Origin of the sequence: Hymenobacter sp. PAMC 26628, from assembly GCF_001562275.1 — a bacterium.
In the GTDB taxonomy this organism is placed as follows: domain Bacteria; phylum Bacteroidota; class Bacteroidia; order Cytophagales; family Hymenobacteraceae; genus Hymenobacter.
The window spans coordinates 4342801-4358218 of sequence record NZ_CP014304.1; the positions used below are offsets into that span (position 1 = coordinate 4342801).

General features: G+C 64.2%; 7 protein-coding genes. 2 read left to right on the plus strand and 5 right to left on the minus strand.

Features of this window, described 5'->3' with window-relative positions:
• Positions 1-48 precede the first annotated feature (48 nt).
• Both AXW84_RS18815 and AXW84_RS18820 read right to left on the minus strand, forming a co-directional pair.
• On the minus strand, positions 49-1248 hold the full coding sequence (locus tag AXW84_RS18815; RefSeq protein ID WP_068236849.1) for a glycosyltransferase: 1200 nt from the start codon (positions 1246-1248) through the stop codon (positions 49-51).
• 143 nt (positions 1249-1391) lie between these two features.
• Positions 1392-4757 carry a TonB-dependent receptor gene (locus AXW84_RS18820; protein WP_068236852.1) on the minus strand — a complete coding sequence of 1122 codons (3366 nt, stop codon included), beginning with the start codon at positions 4755-4757 and terminating at the stop codon, positions 1392-1394.
• Positions 4758-4956: 199 nt separating this feature from the next.
• Between AXW84_RS18820 and AXW84_RS18825 the strand changes: the two genes are divergently transcribed.
• Both AXW84_RS18825 and AXW84_RS18830 read left to right on the plus strand, forming a co-directional pair.
• On the plus strand, positions 4957-5856 hold the full coding sequence (locus AXW84_RS18825) for a YicC/YloC family endoribonuclease (RefSeq protein ID WP_068239717.1): 900 nt from the start codon (positions 4957-4959) through the stop codon (positions 5854-5856).
• 351 nt (positions 5857-6207) lie between these two features.
• Positions 6208-6756, plus strand: a complete 549-nt coding sequence (locus AXW84_RS18830; protein WP_157887125.1) for a hypothetical protein — start codon at positions 6208-6210, stop codon at positions 6754-6756.
• Between the two features lie 78 nt (positions 6757-6834).
• On the opposite strand, the gene AXW84_RS18835 is transcribed toward AXW84_RS18830, so the two are convergent.
• The 3 genes from AXW84_RS18835 to sprA all read right to left on the minus strand — a co-directional run bounded on the left by AXW84_RS18835 (position 6835) and on the right by sprA (position 15304).
• The gene (locus AXW84_RS18835) at positions 6835-7251 is read right to left on the minus strand and encodes a VanZ family protein (protein ID WP_068236858.1); all 417 of its coding nucleotides are present in this window, start codon (positions 7249-7251) and stop codon (positions 6835-6837) included.
• 19 nt (positions 7252-7270) lie between these two features.
• Positions 7271-7651 carry a glycine cleavage system protein GcvH gene (gene gcvH, locus AXW84_RS18840; protein ID WP_068236861.1) on the minus strand — a complete coding sequence of 127 codons (381 nt, stop codon included), beginning with the start codon at positions 7649-7651 and terminating at the stop codon, positions 7271-7273.
• 144 nt (positions 7652-7795) lie between these two features.
• Positions 7796-15304, minus strand: a complete 7509-nt coding sequence (sprA, locus tag AXW84_RS18845) for a T9SS outer membrane translocon Sov/SprA (RefSeq protein ID WP_157887126.1) — start codon at positions 15302-15304, stop codon at positions 7796-7798.
• Positions 15305-15418 lie beyond the last annotated feature (114 nt).

A 15418-nucleotide genomic window follows, 5' to 3' on the forward strand; every position in this document is an offset into this window, starting at 1 on the left:
GGAATGCATCAAACAAACGTCTAGCAACTGACAACCAGCAACTGACAACTAAGAAACCACCTCCGCATACAGGGCCCAAAAGGCCGTGCCCACGGCGGCGGGGCTGCACCGGGCCTCGGCGTCGGCCCGCAGGCGGGCCCCGTCGAACTGCCCGGGACGGGCCAGCACTTCGGCCAGGGCCCCGGCCAGGGCAGCCTCGTCGTCGGGCGCTACCAGTAGGCCGAAGGCGCCTTCGGGGGCGAACAGCTCGGGCACGCTGCCCATGCGGGTGGCCACCACCGGCCGGCCGCAGGCGCGGGCCTCCAGCAGCACCACCCCAAAAGTTTCGGCCCGGCTGAAGGACACCAGCGCCGTGGCCTGCGCCATTTCGGCGGCCACGGCGGCGTGCGGCAGCTTGCCCAGAAATTCCACCGTGCCGTCGGCCAGCAGGCCCAACTCGGCGGCGTAGCGGCGCAGGGCGGCCTCGTCGGGGCCGTAGCCGGCCACGCGCAGGCACAGGCCGGGCCAGGCCGGGCGCAGGGCAGCCACCACTCGCAGCACGCCCGAGAGGTTCTTCACCCGGTCGTGGTAGGCGGCCACGTGCAGCAGCCGGCGGGCGTGGTCGGGGTTGTCGGCGCCAGCCGCCACGGGCCGGAACAGCGCGGCGTCCACCACGTTGGCGATGACGGCCGTGCGCGGGGCGCGGGCACCCAGGGCCCCCAGGGCATCGGCCAGCGCCTGCGACACCGCGTGCAGAGCGCCTGCCCGCCGCACCACCGCCCGCGTGAGCCACCGCCGCCCCCAGCCCACCTGCGCCACCCGCGCCGGCAGGTACAGCGTCCACTGCTCGGTGACGACGTACGGGATGCCGTGCCGCGCCTTCAGCCACCACGCCGCCAGGCCCGTGCGCAGCAAAATGTGGGCGTGCACCAGGTCGGGGCCCGCGCCGCCCCAGTGGCGGCGCACGGCCCGGTAACCGCGCCGCTGGCAGGCCAGCCACAGGCCCAGCTTCAGCAGCCGGTCCAGGGGCCCCCAGCCGGTGGGGCGGGCGCGGTAGTAGTAGCGCCAGGTGGGCACGGGGCCCGTCCGGTCAATATCTTCCTCAATAAAGCTAGCCAGGGGCCCCCGCGCCACGGCGGCAAACACCACCGCCACCTGTGCCCCCGGGCCGGCCGCCGCCGCAATGGCCGCCACGTGCCGCCCGATGAAGTCGCCGTCCTGGTCGTCGTAGCGGTGCGGGTACCACTTGGGCAGGTGCAGAATTCTCATGAGGAAAGCCGAAGGAACCGCGGCGCGCGGGGCCCCGCCAAGCTTGGCCGGGGCCCCAAAAGTAAAGCCCGCCGTTGCGGGCGGGCTTTGCTTTTGGGCCGGGCGGGGCGGTCGGGTCCGCCGAGGCAACCTGGAAGAGCGGCTTAGAACGAGTAGCGCAGGCCCAGCTGCCCCTGCCAGCGCGAGGCCAGCTGGTCGATGGCGTAGGTAGCCGGCGAGCCGTTGTAGGTGAAGGCCGGGCGGTTGAAGGTGCCGGCGCTGTAGGTGGTCGAGATGTTGCCGGCGGCATCGGCGAAGGCCACCTGCGAAAGGCCCGTGCCGAGCGTCGAGTTGAAGGTGTTCGGCACGAAGTACTGGCGGCCCCAGTTCTTGTTCAGCATGTTGCCCACGTTCACCACGTCGAACGAAATCTGGATGCTATGGCCGGGGGCCACCACGCCGGCGGCGTTGGGCGAGAGGTTGCCCAAGCGGGCTTCCACCATCAGGCGCACGTCGGCCTGGTCGTTCCAGGGGGTGCGGGCGCCGTTGCGCTCGGCGTACTGGCCGCGGCGGGTTTTCAGGTACGGGTCGTTGTCGATGAAGCTGCTCAGGGCGGCGTACTGGGCCCCGGAGGCTTCCACGGTGTAAGGGGCCGTTGAGCTAGCGCGCGAGACCAGCGTGATGTCGGCGGCCGAGCCGGGGATGTAGGCCAGCTGCACGTTCTGCTGGCCGTTGCCGAAGAAGTTGTTGTTGTAGACGTAGGTGAACGGCGAGCCGCTGGCGAAGGTCAGCACCGCGGTGGCGTAGGCCGTGAACCGGTCGCCGATGTTGTGGTGCAGGTTCAAGGAGCTTACCACGCGGTGGCGCAGGTCGAAGTTGGAGTAGGCTAGGCCGGGGTTGTTCACGTTCAGGGCCGGGTTCAGCTCCCAGTTGCTCTGGGGCGAGTTGCGGATGCCGTTGCTGATGTCCTTGCTCTGGCCGTAGGTGTAGGCCACGTTGGCGTCAAACACGTTGGCGAACGTTTTGCCCAGCGAGCCCGTGAGCTGGTAGCGGTAGCCCTGCTGGGTGTTGGTCAGGAAAAAGGCGTTCGAGAAGGCCGTGTTCACCTTGGTGGCGGCGGTGGTGGCGCCGGGGAAGGTGTAGCCCGCGTAGCGGGGCGTCTGGGTGGGGCCCTGGCTGAAGTAGGTGGCGTTGTCGATCAGGTTGATGTTCTCAAACTTCACGTCCTGAATCACTTTCGTGTAGAGGCCTTCCACCGAGGCGCGCACGCCGCCGGGCAGTTTCAGGTCGAGGGCCAGCGACGAGCGCCACACCTGCGGCATCTTGAAGTTGTTGTCGATCAGGTTCACCTCCGTCGTGTTCTGGGCCGAGGCGGGCAGTTGGGCGTAAATCTTGTTCGGGTCCTGGTTGAGCAGGTACTTGGGGCCCGTGGTGGAAGTAGTACTAGGCTGGATGTTGTTCAAATCCACCGAGTTGTAGTTGATGCCGTTGTTGTAATAGGCGTAGCCGAGCCAGGCAAACGGCACGCGGCCCGTGAACAAGCCCGTACCGCCGCGGATCACCACGCTCTGGTCGCCCTTCACGTCGAAGTTGACGCCTAGGCGGGGCGAGACTTGTACCTTGCCCAGGATGTTGTTCTTCAGGTCCGTCCAGTTGGTGTGCTGGTAGGTCTGGTTCAGGGTGCGGGCGTCGTTGGCGGGGTTGTTCACCAAGGTCGAGTTCAGGGCCGGCGGGGTGGGCAGCGAGGTCAGATCGAAGCGAATGCCGGGGCTGATTTTCAACCGGTCGCTCACCGTCCACTCGTCCTGCAAGTAGGCCGAGTACAGGTTGATGTTGAACTGGGCCGAGGGGTTGTTGTAGTTGTTGGCGTAGCTGTTGTCGGCGATGTTGTAGGTACCGCGGATGCGGTTGGGCTGGTCGGCCAGGAACTGGGCCACGTTGTTGTACTCGATGCGGCCGTTCCAGGAGTTGATGAAGCCGTAGTCAATCTTGTACAGCTCGTTGTGGGTGCCCAGCGTCAGGGCGTGGGCCCCGGTGTAGTAGGTCAGGTTGTCGGTGATTTCGAAGGTCTTCGTGCGGGTGTTGAAGATGCTCGCCTCGCGGTCCGAGCCCAGCAAAATCTGGTTCGAGCCCAGGTAGCCGTTGCCGGCGTTCAGGCCCACGTTGTTGATTTGCACCGCCGGGAACACGCTGGCTTGGCCGCCCAGCAGCGAGCGGTAGTCGTGGATGTCGGTGTAGCCCAGGATCAGGTTGTTGGAGAGCTTGTTGCTGAAGTTCGACTTCACTTCCAGCACCGTCGAGTTTTGCAGGTTGTTTTGCACAAAGTCCTGCGAGCCAAACTTGAACAAGCTGTTGGAGCGCTCCAGGTTGGTGGCTTCCGACTTCACGTAGTTGTGGCGCAGCGTGATGCTGGTTTTGTCGTCCACGTTCCAGTCGAGGCGGCCAAAGAGCTTGTTGCTGTTGGCGTAGATGTTGTAGTCGCCGTAGGCCCCCACGTTGTAGTTGTAGGTATTTTGCAGCTTGCTGCTGATGGTCTGGGCTAGGTCGATGGACACGGGCGAGCCGGGGGCCCCGGCGGCGTAGAACTGGGGCTCGTTGCGGCGGGCGATTTCGTAGTTGCCGAAGAAGAACAGCTTGTTCTTGATGATGGGGCCCCCGAGGCGCACGCCCGTCTGGTAGTCGTGGTAGGCCGAGCCGATTTTGGTGTCCGCGCCGTCGATGCTGCGGCCCGTGATGCCCTGGTTGCGGCCGTAGCCGTACACCGAGCCGTGGAAGTCGTTGGTGCCCGAGCGGGTCACGGCGTTGATGGAGCCACCGGTGAAGTTGCCCAGCTTCACATCAAACGGGGCCACCTGGGCTTGAATTTCCTGGATGGCGTCGAGCGAAATCGGGTTGGCGCGGGCTGAGCTGCCGGGCAGGCCGCTGGTGCCGCTGGTGCCGCCCAGCGAGGGCGAGAAGCCGATGGCGTCGTTGTTCACGGCCCCGTCGAGGGTGATGTTGTTGTAGCGGAACGAGCTGCCCGCGAACGAGTTGTTCGAGTTGCGCGGGTCGAGGCGAGTGAAGTCCTGGATGCTGCGCGTGATGGTGGGCAGCTGCTGGATGGCGGCGCGGCCCACGTTGGTGCCGGCCCCGGTTTTGGTGGCTTCGGTGTTGCCCACCACCACTACTTCATTCAATTGCTGGGCTTCGGTCACCAACACCACGTTCAGGCGGGTGGTATTGCCCAGGGTCAGGAACACGCCGCCGATGGTCTGCTCTTTGTAGCCCACGTAGGTTACCGTCACGCTGTAGGGCCCGCCGGGGGCCAGGTTCGGAATGCTGAAGCGGCCGTCGGGCTCGGTGCCGGTGCCGCGCTTGGTACCGGTGGGCACGTTGGTGGCCACTACCGTCACGCCAATTAAGTCTTCGCCCTTGTCGGAGGTCACCTTGCCGCTTATGGCCGAGGTAGTTACCTGCGCACGGGCAGTCGTCGTCCAGGCCAAGAGCACGAGCAGCAGGCCACGAAAGAAAACGGTACGGTTGGGGAGCATAAAATGCGGGGTTGGTTTCGGGCACAAAGTTCCGGCCCGCATTTGGCTGATTTCAGGAATGCATGTTGCTTAATCGTTGTGTTATTAACATAGCCTTAATCTAACGGTAACATTGGCCGGGGCCCCGGTAGCCCGGCCGCTGGGGCCCCGGCCCGCCGTGCCGATCTTTGCGGCCCACCCGCACTGCACCCCTTCCCCCATGCTTATTTCCATGACCGGCTACGGCCAGGCCCACCGCGAGACCGACGCCTACGCCGCCACCGTCGAGCTGAAATCGCTCAACTCCAAAACCCTCGACATCACCCTGCGCCTGCCGCGCTTCCTGCTGCCGCACGAGCTCGAAATCCGCAACGCCGTGGCCAAGGAGCTGCTCCGCGGCAAGGTCAACTTCGCCCTCGACTTCGTGCGGCCCACCGCTGCCCGCACCGCCACTGCCCTTAATAAGGAAGCCCTGGTAGCCGCCTTCCACGAGCTGCGCGCCGTGGCCGAGGGCCTGGGCCTGCGCGCCGGCGAAAACACCCTGCTCGCCGCCCTGCGCCTGCCGGGCGTGGTGCCCAGCGCCGCCGACGCCCGCGACGCCGAGCCCGTGGCCGACGACGTGCCCTGGGCCGAACTGCAACCGCTGCTGCACGAGGCCCTGGGGGCCCTCCAGCAGTTCCGGCGCGACGAGGGCGCGACGCTCACGGCCGAAATTCTGGGCTACGTGGCCACCATCCGGCAGCAGCTGGCCGCCGTCGAATTGCACGACCCCGCCCGCATTGCCCACGTGCGCCAGCGCTTGCAGGGCCACCTGGCCGAACTCACCAGCCACGAGCAGTTCAACGCCACGCGCTTCGAGCAGGAAGTGCTGTATTATATAGAGAAGCTCGACATCGCCGAAGAAAAAGTGCGCCTCGCCGCTCACCTCACCTACTTCGAGCAAGCCGCCCGCCAGCCCGACGAGGCTGTGGGCAAGAAGCTCGCCTTCCTGGCCCAGGAAATCGGCCGCGAAATCAATACCATCGGCTCGAAGGCCAACGATGCCACCGTGCAGCACCTAGTGGTGGGCATGAAGGAAGAATTGGAGAAAATAAAGGAGCAGTTGAACAACATCCTTTAGGTCCACATCGGCCCGTCGCGGCAGCGTTTAAGCAACTGTTAAATCGTGAAAATATATTTGCATTATTCAGGGCAAATAATGCATATTCAACATATTAACCAATAGCAATAAACTACTGATAATTTTTGCTTTTAAATGACAACTCGAAACGTATTAGGCCTTATTCAAGCAAATTGACCATATTTTGCTAAACAGCTTGTACTGTGCGGGTAAGCCATTTCTGGGGCCCCGGGGCAGCGCGGGCAAAACGGGCATTTTTTGTTTTACCAGGATTTGGTAATTTTACGGAAGGGCTTTTATATTTCACCCCCGCCCACTCCCCTCCGCAACTTCACCCAAACCCCCAGTCCCATGAAATCCACCCTTTTACTCTGCTTCCTGGGCCTCTTTTTAATGGCGGCGCGGCCCGCGTCTGAAATTGAGCTGGTGAAAAAACACGTGCTCAGCGAGCGGGTGGAGATTCTCATCCCCAAGGGCTTCGAGGTGATGAGCGAGCAGCAAATGGACTTTAACTACGCCAAGGCGCAGAGCCGCCCCAGCGTCATCTTCACCAACAACAACCTGGTGAGCCTGGCCTTTAACTATTCCGACAACGAATCGGACCAGGACATGGTGGACATGTACGCCGCCACGTTTGCCAAAACCTACCACAAGCAGTACAAAGACGCCACTTGGTTCGGCGACGGCGTGAAGAACATCAACAACCACAAGGTGGGCTACCTCGAGTTCATGAAGCCCGAGATGGGCCACCAGGTTTACACGCTGGTGTTTTTCACCGACGTGCAGGGCAAGCTCATGATTTGCACCTTCAACTGCGCCGACCGCCAGAAGACCGAGTGGGAGCCGGTGGCCAAGCAAATCATGCTCTCGGTAAAAGCCAACAGCGAAGCCGGAAAATAACCCGCTCGCCTTCGCGCCAAACGCAAAAAGCCCCTCTGCCGGTAGCAGAGGGGCTTTTTGCGTTATTACTTGAACCGGCTATACCCAGGCGGCGACCGGGCGGCGGCGGGCCAGGAAAACGGCCAGCACCAGGGCCAGTAGGGCCCCAATGCCGTCGCTGAGCAGGTCCGACCACTCGGCGTGGCGACCTTGGGCCATGACGTATTGCAGCACCTCGATGAGGGCCCCGAAGGCGATGCAGCCGGCCAACACCACCGCTGTGGCTTGCTGGGCCAGCACCGGCCAGCGGCGCTGCCGCCGCAGCGAAAACCAGCTGAGGGCAGCCAGCACCCCAAACACGGCTGCGTGGGCGGCCGTATCGAAGGAAAGCAGCTCCCAGGCCGGCGTGACGGGCATGTCGCGGGCCGGCGTGAGGGTGAGCAGGAGCATGAACGCGGCCCACAGCAGGGGCAGCGCGGCGTAGGGCCGGCGGGCCGGGGGCAGCAAGGTTGGCATAGGCAGCGGGGCCGGGGCCCTAGGCACCCACCAGTTCGCCGTAGGCCTCGGCGCTCAGCAGGCCTTCGAGCTCGGCGGGGTTGGCAATGGCAATCTTCACCATCCAGCCGTCGCCGTAAGGGTCCGAGTTCACGGTTTCGGGGGCGTCGGCCAGCTTGGAGTTCACCTCCAGCACGGTGCCGGTGATGGGGCTGAACAGGTCGGACACCGTTTTCACGGCTTCCACGGTGCCGAACACGTCGTGCTGGGCCACTTCTTTGTCAACGGTGTCGATGTCGACGTACACAATGTCGCCCAGCTCGCGCTGCGCGTGGTCGGTGATGCCAACGACGGCCACGTCGCCTTCCACGCGAATCCATTCGTGGTCTTTGGTGTAGTGCAGGGTGGTGGGCAGGGTCATGCGGTGAGGGAGTGAAGGGGCGAATGAGTAAGTGGGCCAGCCAAGGCTTATCAGGGGCCAAAAGTAGGCAAGCCAGCGCAGTCCGACGCATTCGGGGCCCGGCATTGGGGCCCCGCGCCCTCATTCGCTCGTTCGCCCCGGCGCTTACTGCGTCAGGCTGTAGCGCAGCAGCAGGCCGCCTTCGGTGGTGGCGTTGCGGAAGGCATTGCTGACACGGGGCGTGGTGATGGTTTGGGTGTAGTAAAACTGGAGGTTGAGGCGGGTATTGAGCAGGTAATCGACGGTGGGGCGCAGCTGGAACGTGCGCGAGCCGTTCACGATCTGGCTGCTGGGCGTGCCCACGCTGGCGGGGTTGAGCAGGGTGGCGGCGGCGGGGTCTACTGTGTTCACGATGCTGCGCTGCACGGTGGTGTTGTCGTTGATGCTCAGGTCGAGCTTCACGTTTAGCGTATTTTTCAGTACCCGCTGCTCGCCCCCCACTCGGAAGGGCAGCTTCAGGCCATTCGTAACGTAGCCGAAGCCGATAACCAAGGCCGTGGTGTGCAGCTCCGTCACCTGGGCGTTGGTGGTATTCAGGCTCAGCAGGCGGTCGGTGCGGTACTCCATACGGCCGGTTACCTTATTCAGGGTCTGGAAATTCACCCCAATCAGCGGGGCCAGGTGCTCCACGATGCTCACCTGCCCGATGACGTAGTACGGGATGTACTGGCCGGTGGCGCTGGCACGGGTGGCGTAGTCCAGGTCGTTGTTATTATAGAGCGTGGACGACGTGTAGGAACCCACGTTGTAGCTCGAGTTGTAGGCGTGGTTGAGGGTGAAGGAGGCGAAGTAGTTGCGGAAAAATGGCAGTTGCGAGAGGCCATTGTAGCCGATGTTCCAGTTGGGCAGAGGCAACTGGTCGAAGAGGTTGAATTTCTTGGCCTGGTAGCCGTCCGACGACCGGCCGTGATAGGCGTCAAGGAAGGCCGGGATGAGCACGTCCTGCGAGTTGTAGCTGTAGGCCCCCAGCGGCGTGTTCAGGCCCGTGTTCTGCGCATCCGCCGCCGCTTGCAGCCGGCTCTGGATGAAGCCCCGGTTGGTCACGAATCGCGCGAAGGCCTTCGACACTTCCCCGTTGGCGCTCAGGTCGTTAAACAGCGTGTTGATGGTGATGGTGCTGGTGCTGAACGAGCCCGACGTGAGGGCCTGGGCTATCTTCGGATCCAGAATCTTGTTGCCCGTTGCCGGGTCGCGGGCGGCCAGCAGGGTCAGCGTGTCGAGCTGGTTGCGGTAGTAGGCCTCCTTGTTTTCCACCTTCTGCCGGCGCGCATCCAACTGAATGAGGAAGTCGCGGAACGGCTCCAGGGTGGTGCGCAGGGTCAGGTTTTCGGTCAGCAGGCTGCTAAACGGGGTGTTCAGGAACTCGCTGCTGCCCGTGTACCAGCCGTTGCGGTTGGCGTACTCGTAGAGGTCGCGCAGGTCGTATTGCTTGCCGATGACGAACGGAATGCCGGGCGCAATGATGCCGGGGCCCCGCAGGTGGCTCAGACCGAAGGCCGTGGTACCGGGCAGGTAGCCGGGCAGCAGCGTGCCGCTGGAGCGGGCGTAGGTGAAGTTGAGCGAGCGGGCCGTCATCAGCGAGCGCAGCACGGCCTTTACAGCCTTCACCAGCACCGGGGTAGTGTCGCGGGGCGCGGCGGCGTCGGGCTTGGGTCGGGTGCCGGCGGCCCCCGGGGCCCCGGGGGCGGGCGGGGCGGGGCGCGGGGGCGGCGGCGGGGCGTTGTTGATGATGTTCAGGAACTTCACCTTGTTGTAGAGCTTCACCAGATCGATGCGGCCGTTGGCACTGGTTTCGGCATTGTTCTGGATGGTGTTGCCCAGGGCCAGCGGCACGGTCATGGTGTCCTTGGCGATGTCGCCGGTAGGCACCGGGTACACGGGCGAGCGGAGGGCCGTAGAGGCCGCCTGCCAGGTGTAGTTGGCTGCGTAGCGCACGTCGGCGCTCAGCCAGTCGGTGAGCGGAAACTTGTCGAGCGGCAGGCGGTAGGTGGCTGATACTTTTTGGAAGAAGTTGGTGGTGCGGCCCCCGGCCAGCAGGTTCTGGCGGATGAGCGTGCGGTTGCTGATGGCCTCCTGGCTGGTGCCGATGGCGCGGCCCACGCCCTCGTCAATCACGCCGCGGTTGGTGGCGGTGTAGTCGATGGTCAGGGCCTTGGTCAGGGCCCAGCTCAGGTCGTAGATGCGGTTGATGTAGAACGACTTCTGGTACACGCCCGGAATACCAAACGTGCTGGGCACCTCGCCGGGGTTCACCACGCGCTGCAAAAACCGCTCGTTGTAGCGCCGGTCCAGGTCGATGCGGAAGGCAAAGCGCGAGGGCAGCGGCGTGAAGTTCACCTGCTGCAAAAACTTCAGGTACGGGTTGTTCAGGGCCTTCACCTGGGCGAAGGGCGTATAGTTTTTGGGCGTGGTTTGGAAGGTGTAGGCCGCCGCCGCCTGAAACGAGCGGGTGTAGTCGCTGGAGGTGCGCACGTCGGAGTGCTGGCGCTCGGCAATGGAGTAGCTCAGAGCAATGTTCTCAATGTCCCAGGGCTTGGGCTGGCGCGGCAGCGCGGCGGGCCCCCCGCCCACGGGCGGCGCGGCCACCACCCGCTCCTTGCGCACGTTCAGCAGCGAGAGGCTGCGGGTGGTGGTCATGTCAATCACCTTCTTGCTGTACTCGGCGCGGGCGTTGGCATCGGTAAATTTCTCCAGGCTCTGGCGCAGCTTGGTGTCGGGGTCGAGGGGGTCGTACTCGGGGGCCCGGCGCTCGGCGCCCACTTGCAGCAGCACCGGCACGCGCAGGTTCAGCTGGGCAGGCAGGAGTTTGTCGGCGGCCACCACGGCGTTCAGGTCGCCGCGCAGCACGTCGTCGAGCGAGCGTTGCTGCACCTTGTCCTGCAAACCGCCGAAGCCGATGCTGGTGAAGCTGCCGGTGGCCGTCACGGTGGCCAAGTCGGCCAGCTTTACGTTCAGGCGGGCGTTGGCGGCGTAGCCGGCCTGCTGCTCGAAGTCGTACACCCGCAGCTCGTCGGCCCACATGTTTACACTCTTGGCGCCCACGTCGGCCGAGGTCGGGTTCAGGATGCCAATCATACAGCCCTGCACGGCCGAAAAGTCGGGGTTGCCCACCACCGTCACGGTGGCCCCGCTGGGCAGCGTCACGGTGAAAGGCACCAAGTAGTTCACCGGCACTTGCTTGTTGCGCAGCGACTTGGCGTCGATGAAATCCTGAAACGCCACGTCAATGTTGTTCGCCTCGGGCCATACCTGGGCCTGGGCGGTTTGGCCAGACCGGGTGAATACCAGCGGTACCGAGTACTCGTAGTAGTTTTGGGTATAGTCGGTGCCGATGCGCACGAAGCCGCGCACGTCACCGTCTTTAATGTTGGGGTCGTCGGCGTCGGCGTGCAGGTACATGCGCAGGCGCTTGTAGCGCAGCATGTTCACAGTCAGGTTTTTGTAAGCTGCCTTGGCGTAGCCGTCGCTGAGGCCCGTTACCGACAGGCGCAGGCTCTGCTCGTTCTGCACCCGCGCTACGGCCGAGCTGCCGTACTCGGTGTCGCGGATGATGTTGGGCGGCGTCACGTACGGAATGGCGCCGGGCGTGGCCGACTGCCCGTTCTCCTCGATGCTCACGGTGGAGATGCTGAAGGCCCGCGCGTCGGTGGTGATGTTGACGGGCAAGTTGCTCTGGGCCTGCGCAATGGGGTAGTTGTAGCGGCGCCACTGGTTGGCCACGAACTGCGGCTGTACCAGGCGCAGCACCACCGGCTGCTGCCAGCCGGTCATGTACATGCGGATGAAGCGGATGGACTTGTAGCCGAAGTCCGTGGTGCTGGTCGCACCGTTCACCACGATGCGCTGGCTGGGGTCGCGGATGGGGATGCGGAACTGGTACCACGTCACCGACTCGCCGCTGCTGCCCGTAATGGGCGGCGTAGTTACCTTGTCAATGATGTAGTTCTGGCCCACGTTCAGGGCGTTGGTGCTGGCGTTGGGCCCCAGCGGAATGCTGTACTCGTGGTACTGCTCCACGTCCTGAATCACGTTGTCGCGGTTCAGGTCTTCCTTGTCGGGGTAGGCCGTGGACGTGGCCTGGCTGCCCTCGGGCGAGTTGCCCTCGTAGCCGTTGTAGTTCTTGTAGCGCCCCAGGATTTTGACGTTGTTGTCGGTGTAAAACCCGTCGAGATGGTAGCGGAAGTCGTCAGCTGCCGGGTCGGCAAACGAGCTGTAGACGCCCGAAATGTTGCTGTTTGCCTGCGCCACGAAGGCCTGCTCGGCCACGTCGTTCAGCCCGTCGAGGCCCACGTCCTGCACGGCCCGGGCCCCCGGCGCGGCCGAAAACGCGTCGGTCAGGAACTGCTGCCGGCTCACCCGTCCCCAAATGGTGCGGCGCGCGAGGCCGGTGGTATCCGTCTGATCGGGCGTGGGCAGGCCGTTCTCAAACTCGTGCTGGTTGCTGTCGCGCAGCAAGTCCTCGCTCACATTGCCGAGGTTGATGATCAGCTTGCCGCCGGTGGTGTTGTTAGTGGGCGGGTTATTGGAGTCGTTTACTTGGCCATTGGTACCGGGCAGAAACGGGTCCAGCATCCAGAACTCCAGGTACTCGATGTTGGCGTTGTCGAAGTCGGTGTCGAACGTGATGGCCCGCGAAATGCCACCGAAGCGGTTTTCGGGTAGGTTGACGCCGGTGTTGTTGGCGAAGTGCTGGCCGTCGGCGGCGATGTTGGGCGTGTAGTTGTAGGGGCCCCGCTCGCCGGGGAAGTAGGCCATGTCGAAAGTGTACTCGTAGCCGTTGCCGGTGGCGCCCAGGTCCTTGTTCGGGAACACCTCGTTGCGCGGAATGCCGCGGGTGTAGTGGTTGCTCAGCGTTGCGTCGCCGGTGCCGATGTTGGCCGGCACGCTGGGGCCCCCGGTGTAGTAGGTCTGGTCCACGGTGTACCAGGCCAGCTTGGCGCGCTGGTAGTTCACGCCCAGGCCGGTGGCCATTGAAATGGTGGACGGCGTGGTGGCCAGGCGCCAGGCCGGAATAGCCGTGAGGCCCCCCAGGGTGTAGGGCGTGCGGGCATTTTCGAAGTCGTCGACGTAGCTGGTGCCGTTCTCGCCGCTGCCCAGCTGCGACTTGCCCGCCAGCAGCTTGGCAAACTCGCCGCTGAAGGCAAACGTCGAAATCTCCTTGGTCGAATAAAACGGCAGCCGGTCGAGCAGCTTGGTCAGCACCCGGCTGTCCTTGCGGATGCTGCCGTCGAGGCCCACGATGCTGTTGTTGGCCGGCTCGTCGCCGATGTTCACGCGGTTGATGCCGGGGGCCTGGTTTTCCAGCAAGTACAGGGCCGTGCCGCCCAGCGTCACGTCCTTGTTCATCTTGTAGTCGAAGCGCGTGCCCAGCAGGCGCCGCGGCTGCACCTGCACCAGGGCATTTTTCTCGAAGGTGATGCGCAGCTCGTTGGCCGAGGCCAGGTACGACGGGTTCAGGATTTTCACCTTTGCCTGGTCGTAAAACACCTGGTAGTCGGTGCCTTCCGTGAGCAGCGTCGAGCCCGAAAACACCTTCACCGAGCCCTGCGCCACCCCGATGCCCGGCAGGCTAATTTCGTCGGTGGTGGTGCCCTGGTAGCGGCCGCGCAGGTAGAATTTGTCCTTTTCCTGGCGCTGCTGGGCGTCGCTCTGGGTTTGGGTGTACAGCTCGGTGTACACGTATTTCCGAAGCAGCGCCTGTTCGTTGGCCGCGTTCGCACCCGGTGTTACGCCGGTGGTGTCGAACTGCGCCCGCAGGTAGTCGCCGAAGGGCTGCACGTTGGGGAAAATGATGCGGCCCAACTCGGGATTGACCGTGACGCCCGGGAAAAAGTCGAAGTTGCCGTCGGGGTTGCGGTCGTTGTTGGGGTTCACCCGGTCCAGGCCCAGCACCTGAATCAGGGGGATGTTCTGAATCTTGGCCCCTTCCTTGAGCGAAATAAGGTCAACGCCCGTAATGTCGTCTTTGTAAATAAGTTGGAGCTGGAAGTTGTCGCGGTTGAGCTGCGTGGTATTCAGCGAATACACGTTTTTCATCATCAGGTCCCAGGTCGGCGTGTTGCGCGTGGGGGGCCCCGGGGGCACCAGCGGGTCGGGCCGGGCCGTGGGCAGCGTGCCAATGCCGGGGTTGGTGGCGCGCAGCAGCTTGAGGTAAATCACCTGGTCGGCGCTCACCGTGCCGTAGTCCTGCACGGTTTCGCCCACCTTGTAGGTGCGCCCGTTGTAGATGTAGGAGTAGCTCACGCCCAGAGCCTGGTCGGGCAGCAGGGTGGTGTTCAGCGACACGTAGCCCAGCTCGGCGTTGAAAGTGTACTCGTTGGGGTCGAGCTTGCGGGCGCGCACCCGCTCGTAGTCGAGATTTTTCAGCAGGCCCAGGCCGGCCAGGTACGAATCGGCCGTGAGGTCGTTGCGGGCCTGGGCCCCGCCGTTCACCAGGGTGGCGTACTCGCGGTTGGCCTTGTTTTCGGCCGGGGTGCGCACCGTGGCGTTGCGGCTGGCGTCGAGGAATTGCTGGCGGTAGAAGCGCAGCGGCTCGGCGATGTCCATCAGGGCCACCACGTTGCGCAGGCTGGCGGTGGTGCGGTTGTCGTTGGTCACGTACACCTCCAGCTGCGTCACCTGCACGCCGCTCTGGATGGTGGGCAGGTTGCGCAGGGCCTGGTCGTAGCGCTCGCGGAAGTAGTGCGACAGGAAGAAGTGCTTGTCCTTCTCGTACTGGCTGGCCTTCAGCTCAAACTGCCGGCTCTGGGCCCCGTTTTGCACCCGCACCTCGTCGGCGGTGCCGCGCACGGTGGCGGCCACGGCCGTCACGCCCAGCCGCCCGAATTGCATTTGGGCCTTGGCCCCGAACAGGTTTTGGCCGCCCTGCACCAGCGAGTTACCCAGCGGCAGGCTCACGTTGCCCAGGTCCAGCTTGCGGATGATGTCCGTTTCCTGCCCCGAATAGTCGAACTTCATCTGGTTGTCGAAGTCGAACGAGGCCTTGGTGTCGTAGTTGAACGCCAGCTTGAGCTTGGTCCCGACCTGCCCGGTCAGGTTAATGTTCATGCTCTGGTCGAAGATGAAGTCGCCCACCCGCTGCTGGCGCAGGGTCAGGGCCGGGTTTTCGTTCACGTTGAACTTCGCCCCCGCCTTGATGCTGACCGCGCCCGCCGGCCGGATGTCGACGTAGCGCCCGCCAAAAATCCGGTCGCCCACGGGCCCCAGGTCAATTTTGGGAATCAGGCGCTGGGCCTGCGGCGTGCCCGCCGCCACGGCCGGCCCCGTAATGCCGCCCCGGGCCCGCTCGCGGTAGTAGTTGCGGATGGCCTGGCGCTGCTGAAACTGCTCGTACTCTTTGTACGTAAGCCGGCTCGGGTCGCGGTAGTCGATGTTTTCGCCCACCTTTTCCTGCACGTCGAAGTTGCGCAGGCTGTCGTCCACGGCCACGTTCAGCTTCACGTTGGGCGGCAGGGGCAGCACCAGTGGCGACTCACGCCGCGGCTGGCCCATGGGGCTTCCCGGCCGGTCGCGCGCACCCACCCGCGGCCGGCGGCTGGGTTTGTACACCGTGTCGGCCGGCGCGTAGCGCGCGGCGTCGACCACAGCCAAGGCGCTGGGTGCCAGGGGCCACATGCGGGCAGGGCGCCTGGCCAGCGGGCTGGCCTGGGCCCACCATGCCAGCAACGACGCCACCAATACCACCGACGGAGAGAGTAATTTACGACCGGATTTCAAGCAGAATAAAGG